Here is a 13,223-nt window from a genome sequence, read left to right on the forward strand (position 1 = left end):
CCGAGTGCGACCTGATCACTGACCACTTGGTCGACTATCGATGATTGAGAAAACCAAGATTGAGATCGCCGTCTTGTTGCCCAAGGTTCCGGATGCCCGTGATACGTGTGTTCATCGACTTAAGGAATTGCTGAAAGGGAAAGACGGGATTGAGACTGCACACCTTGTGGAGCACACAAACAAGGGGCACGAAGAACTTTGCATTCACTATAATCCCGACCGCCTATCGATTCGCGAAGTGCGAGATTTGGCCGGACGAGCCGGAGTTGAGCTCGACAAGCGATTCGGCCACCTACTGCTCAAGTCTAGACCGATGTACGCGCGCCAGGCACGGACGGTCGAGTTGCGAGCGAGTCAAATCGTTGGGGTGCTTGATGCCGCCGCATCTCCCGCTGGCGTGCTGCGCATCGAGTTTGATCGCCATCTAACCACTGACGAAGTGCTCGTCGCTGGTGTGCAAAAACTCGGCCTGAGATTCATCGAAGTGCAGAAGCACCGGACGTTGGCCGAACCGTCTGAAGGCGAAGGCAAGGCGATAGGCAAAGAACACGACCAGGAGCCTGGCGGCCTGCTAGGCGAGCGGACGGAGCTGTATTTTGCCGTGCTCTGCGGCGGGTCTCTGTTGGCCGGATGGCTGCTGTCGACTTTCTCTAACCTTTCGTCCTGGGCGCCCTGGGGCCTGTATGTAGCCGCATACCTCCTTGGCGGATTTTACACTCTACGCCAAGCATTCCAGAGCCTCCGCGGCGGACGTTTTGAAATCGATTTCCTGATGCTTGTGGCAGCGGTTGGCGCCGCCACGCTGGGAGAGTGGGCTGAAGGAGCGCTGCTCCTGTTCCTATTCAGCCTAGGACACGCCCTCGAACATTATGCGATGGGTCGCGCCAAACGAGCGATCGAAGCGCTCGCAGAGCTTGCCCCCCAGACTGCAATGGTCCGTCGTGAGGGCAACACTGAGGAGATGCAGGTGGCACAGCTCCGGCCGGGTGATGTCGTGATCGTCAAGCCGAATGAGCGCATTGCCGCTGATGGTTTTGTGATTCAGGGCGAAAGCAGCGTGAATCAGGCTCCAATCACTGGCGAAAGCGTCCCCGTTGACAAGGTGCCGGTGGAGAATCCGCAGGACGCGGCTGCAAACCCTGATCGGCTAGCTCCACAATACCGTGCGTTTGCCGGCACCATCAACGGCAGCGGCGCGCTAGAGATTCAGGTCACCAAACTTGCGAGTGACTCCACGTTGGCCCGCGTCGTGCAGATGGTGAACGAGGCTGAGACGCAGAAATCCCCTACGCAGCGGTTCGCCGACAAATTCGAGCGCTACTTCGTTCCCGCCGTATTGGCATTTGTCGCCCTCCTCTTGTTTGCCTGGACAGTGATCGATGAGCCGTTCGGCACGTCGTTCTATCGTGCGATGGCAGTCTTGGTGGCAGCCAGTCCCTGCGCCCTTGCGATTTCAACCCCAAGTGCGGTTCTCAGCGGCGTTGCCCGGGCGGCCCGCGGCGGAGTGCTTGTCAAAGGCGGTGGCCCGCTTGAAAACTTGGGAAGAGTAGGTGCGATCGCTTTCGACAAGACCGGCACATTGACCGCAGGAAAACCTCACCTGAAGGACGTAGTCGCTGCCGATGGCGTGACCGAAGACGCCTTGTTGCGCGTTGCCGTGGCAGTAGAAATGCTGAGCGACCATCCACTCGCAGCCGCCGTAGCGCGGGGTGGCAAGGAGCGACTGAAGAGTGACTCGGTCGTTCAAGCGCAGGACGTACAGAGCATTACGGGTCGCGGGGTCAAAGCCACCGTTGATGGCCAGAGGGTTTACATCGGTAAAGACAGCCTTTTCTCCACTGTCGAGGGGCCACCACTACCGGAATCGCTGCAGGTGTCTGTGGAGAGACTGAAAGTGAGCGGACGGACCACTATGGTCGTGCGGCGGGGCGACAGCTATCTCGGTGTATTGGGCTTAATGGATACGCCACGGGAGGCAGCCAAGGACGTGATTGCCCGCCTACGGCAACTTGGCGTCGGACGAATGATCATGCTCTCTGGCGACAATCAGCACGTTGCCAATGCAGTCGCAGACGAAGTTGGAATCGACGAGGCCATGGGCGACTTGATGCCAGATGACAAAGTCGAGGCTATCAAGAAGCTCAGCGCGCATGGTGGCGTGGCGATGGTTGGGGACGGTGTGAACGACGCTCCAGCGATGGCGAACGCCACAGTGGGTATTGCGATGGGTGCTGCTGGTTCAGACGTTGCTTTGGAAACTGCCGACGTGGCGTTGATGGCGGACGACTTGAGTCATCTCCCCTTTGCCGTCGGCCTGAGCCGACAGACAAGTCGCATTATTCGGCAGAATCTCTGGATAAGCCTCGGGATGATCGCCATTCTGGTTCCCGCTACCTTAGTCGGATTGCAAATGGGACTGGCCGTCGTGTTCCATGAAGGGTCAACGCTGCTAGTTGTGTTGAACGCCCTTCGTTTGCTCGCATATCAAGCCAAGTAACTTGTAGGCAGGAGATCGCGGGTGGCCCCGACAGTCGCCAGCGCCAAGGTCAGCCAGCCGTTTTGTTTACCCGAACGATCGTCGGGGCCGCGCAGCGGCGCGAGGCAATCCGCTCCGCCTCTTGTGCTGCCGCACGCCGACAAGCGTTCGAGCGGCGCCGGCCGGCGAGCTGAGCCGCTCGCTCACGATGGTCGGGGCTACTCTCTTGAGCGCTGCCCGTCTCTATTCGCAACGAGGGAGCGATTGCGACGGCGGCTCGACTCCTCCTGCGATCGGCGTCAGTACAGTAGGTCAGGCTTCGCCTGACGCTGGCTCCCGTCAACCGCGGCTGCGTCAGGCACGGCCTGACCTACGAAACGACCCGCTAAGCTCGGATTCTGCGGACCCAACGACCAGACGGAGCGGGCGTGTGGCGCCGCGAGGACTAGCCCGCTGTGCCTGACGACTCTCCAGCTCCGCCGCTCGGCGGGCCTTGGGCCGGGTCGGCGGCAGCGCCTGTGGCGGGCTTGGGGTAGGCGTCGTCGAGGGTGCGCTTGTGCGGCTCGTGCAGCAGGCCGGTGCTCTTGGCGACCAGCGTGGCGACGGTCGCGTCGCCGGTGACGTTGGCCACCGTGCGGCACATGTCGAGCACCCGGTCGACTGCGAAGATCAGCGCGATCCCCTCCTCGGGCACGTTGATCGTGCCCAGCACGATCACCAGCATGACGATCCCCGCGCTAGGAACCGCGGCCGTGCCGATCGACGCGAGCGTCGCCGTGAGCACGATCGAGAGCTGGTCGCCGAGCGTCAGCGGGATGCCCATCGCCTGCGCGATGAACACCGCGGCGACCGCTTGGTAGAGGCTCGTGCCGTCCATGTTGACCGTCGCGCCGATCGGCAGCACGAAGCTGGTGACCTCCTCGTCGACGCCCAGGTGCTCCTCGGTCCGCTCCATCGTGACCGGCAGCGTGGCGGCCGAGCTGCTGGTGCTGAACGCCAGCAGCTGCGCCGGCGAGATGCCGCGGAAGAACTGCGTGTAGCTGATCCCGGTCAGCGCCACCACGAGGCCGGGGTAGAACGCGAAGACGAGCACCGCGAGCCCCGCGACCACACACAGGCTGTACAACGCGAGCGCCTTGAACACGTCCCACGAGGGGGTCTCGGCCACGAGCGCGGCGAGCAACGCGAACACGCCGATCGGCGCGAACAGCATGATCAGGTCGATCAGCCGCAGGACCACGTCGTTCAGGCCGTCGAAGAACGCCTTGACCGGCGCGGCCTTCTCGTCGGGCGTGAGGACCAGCCCCACGCCGAACAGGATCACGAAGAAGATCACCTGGAGCATCGCGCCGTTGTTCGACGCGGCGTCGAACACGTTCTCCGGCACCACGTCGACCAGCGGCTGCAGCGGGCCTTGTTCCTTCGTTTGCTTGGCGAGCTGGATCTTCTCGTCGGCCGCGCCCTTGGAGGCGGCCGCGAGGCTCTCCCTTGTCGCCTGGTCGATAACCCGGCCCGGCTTCACCACGTTGACCACGACCAGGCCGATGGTGACCGCGCACACGGTCGTGATCAGGTAGAGCGCCACGGTACGCCCGCCGAGCGACGACAGCCGCCCCAGGTCGCGCATGTCGGACACGCCCTTGATGAGCGACGCGACGATCAGCGGCACGGCGATCATCTTCAGCGCGTTGATGAAGATCTGGCCGAACGGCTTCACCCAGTCGACCACCAGCCCCTCTTGCCCCGCCATAACGGCGAAGGCGCCCGCCACGATGCCCAAGGCCATCCCGAGCAATATGCGGTAGTGCAGCGGCATAGCGGCTCTCTTCGATTCGGGCGGCGGCGGGCGTGAAGGGGGCGGCGACCCCCGCCGGGCGGGGGCGGTACAGCATCGCCGGAATCGCTAGCCGGAAAAACCGGCAAACTTTCCTGCAGCGGCAGCCTCCGCCACGCCAGGGGCCGATAGAGCGCCTAGCGGCGTCAAAACAGGCAATCTACGCAGAGATTGCCGCCGCCCGATCACCGCGCGACCAGCCCAGCGACCCCCGATGACCGAACCGCTAGCGAGCCTCCAATCCACCGACTCCCAGTACGCGGCCCTGCCCGGCGGGCTCTCGGACCGCTTGGCGGCGGCGGTGCGGCCCGTGTTGCGCGGGGCGGCCCGGGGCGTGATGGCCGAGTCGGGCGGCTTCGCGGCGGCCGAGTTCTGGCTGCTGGACGACGCCACACAGAACATCCAGCTCGCCGCCCGCTGGGCAAAGAAGAACGGCCCCCTGGCGGCCGGCCCGGCGACAAAGCACCGCCGCTTGGCCGACGCCCCGGCCGAGGTCGCCGCGCTGGCGGGCGGGGCGGTGGTGCTTGAGGAGCGCACCGACGCGATCGGCTGGGAGCTGCCCACCCCCGAGCCGGCCAGCGCGATCTGCGTGCCGGTCGCGTCGGACAGCAAGGTCTACGGCGTGTTCTGGATGATGTCTCCGCAGCCACGAGAGATCCCCGACACGGCCGCCGAGCTCGCAGAGATCATCGCCGGCCGCTTGGCGCTGGAGATCGAGCGGCTCGGCGAAGCCCCCGCTCATGCTCACGGGGCCCGGTTCTATCAGCCGGGATTCGGGGCCGACGCTCCGACATCCGACCCGCTCGGCGGCGAGCCGCTGGTCGAAGGATCGCAAGCCTCCTGCCCCGCCCCGGTGTCGGCCAGCGTCGCGCCGGTCGAAGCCGCCGCCTGGGCGGCGCCGCACTGCGAGGGGCTCAGCTCCGCCGGTTGTTGGGAACTGGCCGATGGCCGGCTGCTGTCGATCAGCGTCGCGGCGATCGATGCGCCCGACAGCACGACCGCAACGCAACGCTGCGCCGTCGAGTGGCTGCTGTCCGAAGCCCCCCTGGCGGCGATGCGGTCGGGCGACGCGGGCGAGCTGCTCACGCGGCTGAACGTCGCGCTGCAAGCGTCGCCGCTGGCCGGCGAAGGCCTCGCGGTCGCGGCGGCGCTGGTCGAGCGCCCCGAGGACAGCGAGGCCGGGTTGGGAGGAGTCGGCTCCTACGCGGTGGCCGGGCCGGCGATCGCGCTCGCCGTGCGCGCGGCGTCGACCGACGCCCACTCCGGCGAACTGATCCCGCTGGGCTGGCTCGAGCCCGACGCGGCGTACGCTCCGCGGGCGTTCGAATTGCCGGTCCGCGGACGGCTGGTGTTGGTGGCCGGCGACCCGCGACTGACCAGCCCGCTGGCCGAGCGCCGGCTGGGCGACATCTTCCGCGCGGCGACGTCCGACGCCCACCGCGAGATGACCGCCGAAGGCTGCCTGCGTCGGCTGGCGTCGCAAGGCGGCGACGACGTGTTCGCGGCCGTCGCGCTGCGGCGCGAGTAAGCAACCGGCGCTGTGGCTATTCCCGCGCCGCCGCCAGCTCGCGCCACACGCTTTCCAGGAGCGGCTTGAGCCCCTCGCCGGTGGCGGAGCTAAAGGCGAGCACGTCGCGGCCCGTTTCCTCGGCGAGCCGCTGGCGGATCGCGTCGGCGCCGGGCAGCTCGCACTTGCTCACGGCGGTCACCTCGGGGCGGCTGGCGAGGTCCACGCCGAGCCGCTCTCCGTAGGCGTCGACCTCGTGGCGGATCACGCGGTAGTTTTCGATCGGGTCCGACTGGTCCGCCGGGTCGGGCTCGACCAGGTGGACCAGCACGCGCGTGCGCTCCACGTGGCGGAGGAACTCGTGCCCCAGGCCGTGCCCCTCGCTCGCCCCCTCGATCAGCCCCGGGATGTCGGCCATGACGAACTGGCGGTCCCAGTCGATCCCGACGATGCCCAGGTTGGGCCGCTTCGTGGTGAACGGGTAGTTGGCGATCTCCGGCCGCGCGCGGCTCACGCGGCTCAGCAGCGTGCTCTTGCCCGCGTTGGGCATGCCGAGCAAGCCCACGTCGGCGATCAGCTTCAGCTCGAACGTGAGCGTGCGTCGCTCTCCCGGCGAGCCGGGAGTGAACTCCCGCGGGGCTTGGTTGGTGGCCGATTTGAAGCGGCTGTTGCCCTTGCCCCCCTTGCCCCCGCGGGCGGCGACCAGCGAGTCGCCATCGGCCGACAGGTCGCGGAGCACGAGGCCGTGCCGCTCGTCGCGCACGATCGTGCCCGGCGGCACGTGGATCGTCAGGTCGTCGGCGTTGGCGCCGTGCCGGTTGGCGCCCTGTCCGGGCACGCCGTTCTTCGCGCGCCAGTGCTTGCGGTGGACGAGCTCTTGCAGGCTGTCGACCCCCTCCTGGGCGACGACGACCACGCTGCCGCCGTCGCCGCCGTCGGGGCCGCCGCGCGGCACGTACTTCTCGCGGCGGAACGACATGCAGCCGTCGCCCCCCTTGCCGGCTTCGACTTCGACGGTAACTCGGTCGACAAACACTTGTGAGGCGCTAGTTGGGAGGCGCTGGGCGCTAGTTGGAGAGTGTGGGGTTGGGCGCCGCGGCTAGGGACGTTTTATGGAGCGGATGAGGCCTCGGAGCATCTTTCCGATCTGCTCGGCTTGCTGGAGCAAGCCTTCGCTCGCTCCGCGATCGACAAATCCCAGTTCGCGCGCGAGTAAGAGTTGGGTCTCTACCTCACCTAGCGACCCCAGAGCGATGTTGCAGAAACGGACCAAGTCGCCCGGCGCGTCGCGGCAGTGCCCCTCTGCGATGTTCGATGGGATCGAAACGGAAGCCCTCCGCAGCTGGCTAGTAAGCCCGTACCGCTCTTCAGCAGGGAAGCCGGAAGTGACGCGGTACACGTCCAACGCGAAGCGCATCGACGCTTTCCAAACCTTCAGCTCCTGATAACCGGCCACGGCTGCCCCCGGAAAACTAGCGCCTAGCGCCTCCGAACTAGCGCCTCCGCCGCCTCCGCCGGCGCAAAAAAGAACGCGCCACAAAGCGGCGCGTCCTTGCGTTGGATCAGCGGCGGGCCTAGTTTGCGGCGGCGGCCGTCTGCTTCGACGCGACGTCGGCCTCGTAGGCTTCTTTGCTCACGATGTTGATCCGGCGGCCCTTCTGGTCGAACAGCACGTGGCCCTCGGAGAGCGCGAAGAGCGTGAAGTCCTTCCCCTGCCCGACGTTCTTGCCGGCGTGCCACTTGTTGCCGAGCTGCCGCACCAGGATGTTGCCCGGGATGACGTGCTCGCCGCCGAACTTCTTTACGCCGCGTCGTTGCGCGTTGGAGTCGCGGCCGTTGCGGCTAGAGCCTTGTCCCTTCTTGTGAGCCATCTCGAGAGATCGGGCTGGGCCGGGCGGCCGCTCTGCTTGGGGGCTTGCTAGCGGGCGCACGGCGGGTTGGATCGGTAACAGCGAGCCCCGGAGACTACCGGTAAACCCACACATATTCAACCCCTTCCTCCACGCCATAGAGGTCCGCCTTGCCCGGCGCGACACCGAACCGGACCTCGCCCTCGTGCTGCAAGAAGCGGTCGCCGGGGCGCCAGAAGTTGAGCTGGAGCACCTTGCGGACGAACTCCCGCCCGGTCCCCGGCGGGTCGCCCGGCTTGTACGCCCCCTCGGGGTCGACCCAGTCGTACACGTTGGTCAGCCCGCGGGCGAAGACGCTGAAGAAGTCGATCTCGGGGTCCACGTCGGTCCACATCGCCACGCCCCAACGCTCCTCCCCCTCGGCGAGTTCTTCCAAGGGCATCGTCGTGGCCGTGTAGAGCTGGCGGCCGGGCGTCTCGCGGCGCCGGATCGACTCCACGGCTTGCCGCAACGGCTTGTCGAGGTACGCCCGGTACAGCTTCCCGCCGTCGGGCGCGACGTCGTGGGCCTGCAGCACGAAGTGCGGCTGGAAGCGGATCGGGCCCGACGCGACGGTCTCGGCCCTGAACTCGCCGTTCTCCTCGCTCGAAGTGGGCCGCAGCGCCTCGCCGGTGTTCCGCACGCGGTAAATCAAGTACCAGACCAACTGCTGGTTGCCCTCCTCGTCGACCAAGCGGATCATCCGCAGCGGCTTGAACCCGAAGTCCAGTTGCCAGATGGTCCGCGGGAAGCGGGCCCCCAACGCGTTGGTGTAGAGCGTTTGCTCCGGCACGAGGGCGGGGGTCCACTCCAGCGACTTGTCTGCGCGGATCTCGACCAGGTCGTGCCGCGTGATGGTCTCGGCCGGATCGAGAGTCGTCGGGATGACGGTCTCCACGCCCGGCGCGAACTGCCGCGGGGCGGACAGCACGGCGCTGGGGTCGGTCGGTGCGGTGACTCCCGGGCCCGCGGAGGTGGCTTGATCCAAGCCGGACTGGCCGGACGGCTGAGCCGAGGCCATCGGAGCGACGCCCCCCGCCAGGCACGCCGCGGCGGCGAGGGCAGACAGGCGGATCGAGCGGGCAAAGCGGGAGGCGGGCATCGCGGGCGCCCGCAGGGGGCGTCGTGGAGGGGCTGCGCGAGGCGGCGGCGGGCCCCGCGCCGGGCGGGGTCCTCGAGCATCAATCCTAGTTGGGCCCCGTGCCCCGGGCAACTTTCGGCCCGGCGCAGCAGGGCCGCGGTGATCCGGTTACAACGGTCGCCGGGGCCACGCTGGCGCCCGACGCGGCGTGCGGTCATACAGTGGGCCTACGGCCGCCCCCGCCGCGCTGCCCGCCTTTGGTACTCGCCACCACGGCCCGGACGAACCCTTGAGCAACACGTCGATCTACTTAGCGGTCGTGTTGGCGCTGGGCGTCGGCGCGCAGTGGCTCGCGTGGCGGACCAAGCTGCCGGCGATCGTGCTGCTGCTGGTGTTCGGCTTCGCCCTGGGCCTCGGCGTGGGCCCGCCCGAAGACAACCTCGGCATGGGTTCCGACGGCGGCGGCGGGCCGCTGCTGCCGCTGGTGTCGCTGGCCGTCGGCGTGATCCTCTTCGAAGGGGGCCTGAGCCTTCAACTCCGCGAGATCAAGGAGACCCGGGCGGTCGTGCTCCGCCTGGTGACCGTCAGCCTGCTGGTCACCTGGGTCGGCTCCGCGTACGCCGCGCACGTGATGATGGGGTTCACCTGGCCGATGGCGACCCTGCTGGGCGCGTTGCTCACGGTCAGCGGCCCGACGGTCGTGCTGCCGCTGCTGCGCCAGGTGCGCCCCACGGGCCGCATCGGGTCGGTCATCAAGTGGGAAGGGATCGTCAACGACCCGATCGGTGCGGTGCTGGCCGCGCTGGTGTTCGAAGTGGTCGCCCACGGCGTCGGCGACCACGTCGCCTGGGACTCGTCGTGGATGCTGCTGCGGACCGCGGTCGTCGGCCTGGCGCTCGGCGGCGCGGCGGCCGTGCTGATCATCTACATGCTCCAGCGGTACCTGGTGCCCGACTACCTGCAGAACCCGATCGTGCTCGGCGTGGTGGTCTTGGTGTTCGCGCTGTCCAACGCGATCGCTGAAGAATCCGGGCTGGTCGCGGTGACCGCGCTGGGCGTGATCGTCGCCAATCAAACCAGGGCCTCGATAAAGCACGTCATCGAGTTCAAAGAGAACCTCCGCGTGCTGCTGATCGCCGTGCTGTTCATCGTGCTCTCGTCGCGCGTGCAGGTCGGCTGGGACGACGTGCGCGATATCGGCTGGGGCGGGCTGGCGTTTGTCGCCACGCTGATCCTCGTCATCCGCCCGATCGCCACGCTGCTGGCGACCGTCGGCAGCGACCTGTCGCGGAACGAGCGGCTGCTGCTCTCGTGGATCCACCCGCGCGGGATCGTGGCCGCGGCCGTGGCGTCGTTCTTCGCCCTGCGTCTGCAAGGCACGCCGCTCGCCGAAGAAGGGGAGAAGCTGGTGCTGGCCACCTTCCTGGTGATCGTCGGCACGGTGCTCACCTACGGGCTCACCCTCGGCCCCGTCGCGCGGAAGCTCGGCCTCTCGCGCGAGGACCCGCAGGGCGTGCTCTTCGCCGGCGCCGGGCTGCTCACCCGACAGATCGCCGAGGCGCTCGGCAACGAGAACGTGCCCACCCTGCTGGTCGACACCAACCCGCAGAACGTCGCCGCCGCGCGGATGAACGGCCTCAGGGCGCACTACGCGAGCATCGGCAGCGAGTTCGTGATGCAGGGGCTCGACCTGGGGGGCATCGGCAGGATGATCGCCATGACCCCCAACGACGAGGTCAACTCGATCGCCGCGATGGAGTTCCGCGAGTTGTTCGGCAGCGAGAACGTGTACCAGCTCGCCCCCTCGAAGAAGACCAGCGAGCGGCACCGGCGGATCCCCCAGCACCTCCGCGGCCGGCTGCTGTTCGGCGAGGGGCTCACGTTCGAAGAACTCCGCCGCCGGTCCGAGGCCGGCGCGCAGCTGAAGAAGACCACCCTCAGCGAGGACTTCACGATCGCCGACTTCCGCAAGAAGTACGGCGACACGGCCCTCGTGCTGTTCACCTTCCCCGAGCCGGGGCGGATGCGGATCGCGGCCGAAGACCAGTCGCTCGACCTCAAGGCCGGCGGCAAGATCCTGGCCCTGATCGACCCGCCGGAGGGCGGCTTCAGCGCCGGCGAGAGCGGCATCCTGCGGTGAGCGCGTCGCGGCTCACGGCCGGAGGGTCCAGCCAACGGACCGCCGCTCGGCACGCGCGGGCGATCCGCTGTGACTCTGCGGCGCGTCGGCCGGCGTCAGGCGGGCGTCGGCGTGCAGCGACAACTCACGGCTGCGGAACGGCCACGGCGCTACACCGACCAGCCCCGGCCCTCGCGAATCGAAGCACGTCTGCGGCGCCCCGGGGTGGTCCCCTCCGATCCGGAGTGGTTCGACGATCGATTGATCGTGGGTCTCCAGCGGGCAGTAGCAGCAGAGCCACAAGCTCAGCCAATCGAAAGTCTGCAGCAACGAAAGGCAGCGGTCGGCCAATTCGCGCGTGTGCCCTTCGCCGGCGGCGAGCCACGCTTCGAGCCACTCCGCTCGCGCGCCGTCGACACGCTCGAGCCAACCGGCCCACTCCGGGTAGTCGTCGTCGTGCTTCGACTGCAGGGCGGCGAAGTGCGACGCGACGACCCAACCGGCGAGCGGCCCGACAGGGGCGCACGACTCGATCGACCCGTCCCACACCCGCTGCGCGTCGGCGGTGGGCATCTCGGTGAACGCGTAGGGCTTGCCGGCCGCGTCGAAGCCGGGCGCGTCCCACCACGCGGCCCAACCGTCGTCGTGGCGGCGGATCGCTTCGAGCAGCTCGGCCCGCACGCCCGCCAGCGGGTGGCCGGGCTCCTCGGGCGGGCAAACCAGCGGCGGCGTGTCGTCGTTGCCCCACGCGGCGGCTAGCTCGTAGCTCAGCCGCGCGTGCTCCTGCTGCGGGATCAACAGCCAGCCGGGGCGGCCGTCGGCGAGCTTGGCTTCGCGACGGATCATGGCGCCGCGGGGGCGGGCTTCTCGACCGGCGCCGTGGGGTCGGACGACCAGTCGCTCCAGCTGCCGTGGTAGTTGGCGACCCGCTCTCCCCCCATCAGCTCCATCGCGAACGCGACGACCGACGCCCTCCCGCCCGATCGGCAGTACGCGATCGAGGGCTCGGTCGGGACGAACCCGGCGCCGCTTAGCAGCCGTTTCAATTCATCGGCCGGGCGCATCTTGCCGGTCTGGGGGTCGACGAAGCGCGACCACTCGGCGTGGTCCGCCGAGGGGATCTTCCCGTCGCGGACCTCGTCATCGGAGCGTGTGTCGACGAGGCAGACCGCCTGCCCGCCGCCAACGGCCGACGCGCGGACCTCGCCCCGCGTGGCGAGGCGCTCGGGGTGCGCCTTGGCGACGAACGGCGCCTGCGGCGGCGTCCTCTGGTGGCTGCTGAGCGCCATGCGGAGCGCGGCCTGTCGCAGCTGGCCGGCGTTCGTGTTAGCCAGGCGCGCGTCCTCGACGCCCCAGTACTTCAGGATCCACCAAGCGCGGGCCGCGTCGGGCGTGACGCCGTCGTCGACAACGACGACCGTCGCGTCGGGGTGGTGCACCACGCGGCCGATCCGCTCGCTCCAAGCCGCGGCGCCCTCGCCGTCGCGGAACGCTTGCTTCCACTCGCCGACGTCGATGCGCCGCGCGCCCCGCAGGGCGATCTCGCCGTCCCCGCCGGGTGGCCTCACGTCGATCAGCGCGACTCCCGCTTCGGAGAAGCTCGTCTCTCGGCCGAACGCGTGGTCGATCAGCTCTGCCGGGTCGACGAGCAGCTCGGGCCGCGGGTACTCGGCCGCCTCACCCGCCGCGGCGATCACTAGCAACACGACGCACAGCGCTGGTCTCATGGGATGCCTTTGAAGAACTCGCTGATGGGATGGGAGAACCCGGGGACGACGCCGCCGCCGTCGAGGACCGCGTCGCCGGTGAGGATGCGGACATTCTCGAGCGAGCGGTAAACGGTCACCGATCTGCCACGCGGGTACACCACCCAGACCATCTCGCACCCGGCGGCGAGCCAACGACGGACTTTGTCGTCGACGTGCTCGGCGGTGTCGTGTAGCGATGTCACCTCGACGACGAGCGCCGGCGCCTCGGGGAAGTACCCTTCGATGAGCCCGACTGCGTCAAGTCTCTCCTGCCTGACGAACGCCACGTCGGGCGCCAACACGGTGTCGGGGTCCCGTTCGATCAGGAAGCCGACCTCGCCGGTTCCGACGTCGCCCAGAGCGTGTTCGTCGACAAAGTCGCCGAGCACCGTTGCGATACGACGTTCGACGGACCCGTGGCCCCACCCGGTTGGCGACATCGTACGCACGCTCCCCTCGATCAAGTCACAAACGACGCCGCTGTACTTGCGCAGCAACTCCTCGGCAGTGACGAGCCGCTCGGGGGCCTCGGGCTTGAGTTCGGCGGTGCTCATGAGGCAAGTCTACCC

Annotated in this window: 11 protein-coding genes; 3 read left to right on the forward strand and 8 right to left on the reverse strand. The window is 68.0% G+C overall.

Features of this window, described 5'->3' with window-relative positions:
- Nucleotides 1-40: 40 nt before the first annotated feature.
- The gene (locus tag RIC11_RS04225) at nt 41-2,497 is read left to right on the forward strand and encodes a heavy metal translocating P-type ATPase (RefSeq protein WP_350208694.1); all 2,457 of its coding nucleotides are present in this window, start codon (nt 41-43) and stop codon (nt 2,495-2,497) included.
- A 424-nt stretch (nt 2,498-2,921) separates the two neighbouring features.
- Here RIC11_RS04225 and RIC11_RS04230 read toward each other — a convergent pair whose 3' ends face one another.
- Nucleotides 2,922-4,292 carry a dicarboxylate/amino acid:cation symporter gene (locus tag RIC11_RS04230; RefSeq protein ID WP_350208696.1) on the reverse strand — a complete coding sequence of 457 codons (1,371 nt, stop codon included), beginning with the start codon at nt 4,290-4,292 and terminating at the stop codon, nt 2,922-2,924.
- Nucleotides 4,293-4,524: 232 nt separating this feature from the next.
- Here RIC11_RS04230 and RIC11_RS04235 point away from each other — a divergent pair, with 232 nt between their 5' ends.
- Entirely contained in the window at nt 4,525-5,838 is a 1,314-nt protein-coding gene (locus RIC11_RS04235; protein ID WP_350208698.1) for a GAF domain-containing protein, read from the forward strand.
- A gap of 16 nt (nt 5,839-5,854) precedes the next feature.
- Here RIC11_RS04235 and obgE read toward each other — a convergent pair whose 3' ends face one another.
- From obgE to RIC11_RS04255, 4 genes are all read right to left on the reverse strand, one after another.
- Nucleotides 5,855-6,853, reverse strand: coding sequence for a GTPase ObgE (gene obgE / locus RIC11_RS04240; RefSeq protein ID WP_350208700.1), 999 nt, complete (start codon nt 6,851-6,853; stop codon nt 5,855-5,857).
- A gap of 63 nt (nt 6,854-6,916) precedes the next feature.
- On the reverse strand, nt 6,917-7,273 hold the full coding sequence (locus RIC11_RS04245) for a four helix bundle protein (RefSeq protein WP_350208701.1): 357 nt from the start codon (nt 7,271-7,273) through the stop codon (nt 6,917-6,919).
- A gap of 118 nt (nt 7,274-7,391) precedes the next feature.
- On the reverse strand, nt 7,392-7,688 hold the full coding sequence (rpmA, locus tag RIC11_RS04250) for a 50S ribosomal protein L27 (protein ID WP_350208703.1): 297 nt from the start codon (nt 7,686-7,688) through the stop codon (nt 7,392-7,394).
- 94 nt (nt 7,689-7,782) lie between these two features.
- Nucleotides 7,783-8,808 (reverse strand): hypothetical protein, encoded by a 1,026-nt coding sequence (locus tag RIC11_RS04255; protein WP_350208705.1) that lies wholly within the window; start codon nt 8,806-8,808, stop codon nt 7,783-7,785.
- A gap of 268 nt (nt 8,809-9,076) precedes the next feature.
- Between RIC11_RS04255 and RIC11_RS04260 the strand changes: the two genes are divergently transcribed.
- Complete coding sequence (locus RIC11_RS04260) at nt 9,077-10,927, forward strand: cation:proton antiporter (RefSeq protein ID WP_350208707.1); 1,851 nt, start codon at nt 9,077-9,079, stop codon at nt 10,925-10,927.
- 12 nt (nt 10,928-10,939) lie between these two features.
- Here RIC11_RS04260 and RIC11_RS04265 read toward each other — a convergent pair whose 3' ends face one another.
- From RIC11_RS04265 to RIC11_RS04275, 3 genes are read right to left on the reverse strand one after another with little or no spacing between them, the layout of a single operon-like run.
- Nucleotides 10,940-11,752 (reverse strand): DUF3891 family protein, encoded by an 813-nt coding sequence (locus RIC11_RS04265; protein ID WP_350208708.1) that lies wholly within the window; start codon nt 11,750-11,752, stop codon nt 10,940-10,942.
- The gene (locus RIC11_RS04270; protein WP_350208710.1) at nt 11,749-12,633 is read right to left on the reverse strand and encodes a sulfurtransferase; all 885 of its coding nucleotides are present in this window, start codon (nt 12,631-12,633) and stop codon (nt 11,749-11,751) included. Before RIC11_RS04270 ends, RIC11_RS04265 begins: the two co-directional genes overlap by 4 nt.
- Nucleotides 12,630-13,208 carry a Uma2 family endonuclease gene (locus RIC11_RS04275; RefSeq protein ID WP_350208712.1) on the reverse strand — a complete coding sequence of 193 codons (579 nt, stop codon included), beginning with the start codon at nt 13,206-13,208 and terminating at the stop codon, nt 12,630-12,632. The genes RIC11_RS04270 and RIC11_RS04275 overlap by 4 nt, the downstream gene beginning before the upstream one ends.
- Between the last annotated feature and the right edge of the window lie 15 nt (nt 13,209-13,223).

This window comes from Botrimarina sp., from assembly GCF_040219535.1.
Lineage (GTDB): Bacteria > Planctomycetota > Planctomycetia > Pirellulales > Lacipirellulaceae > Botrimarina.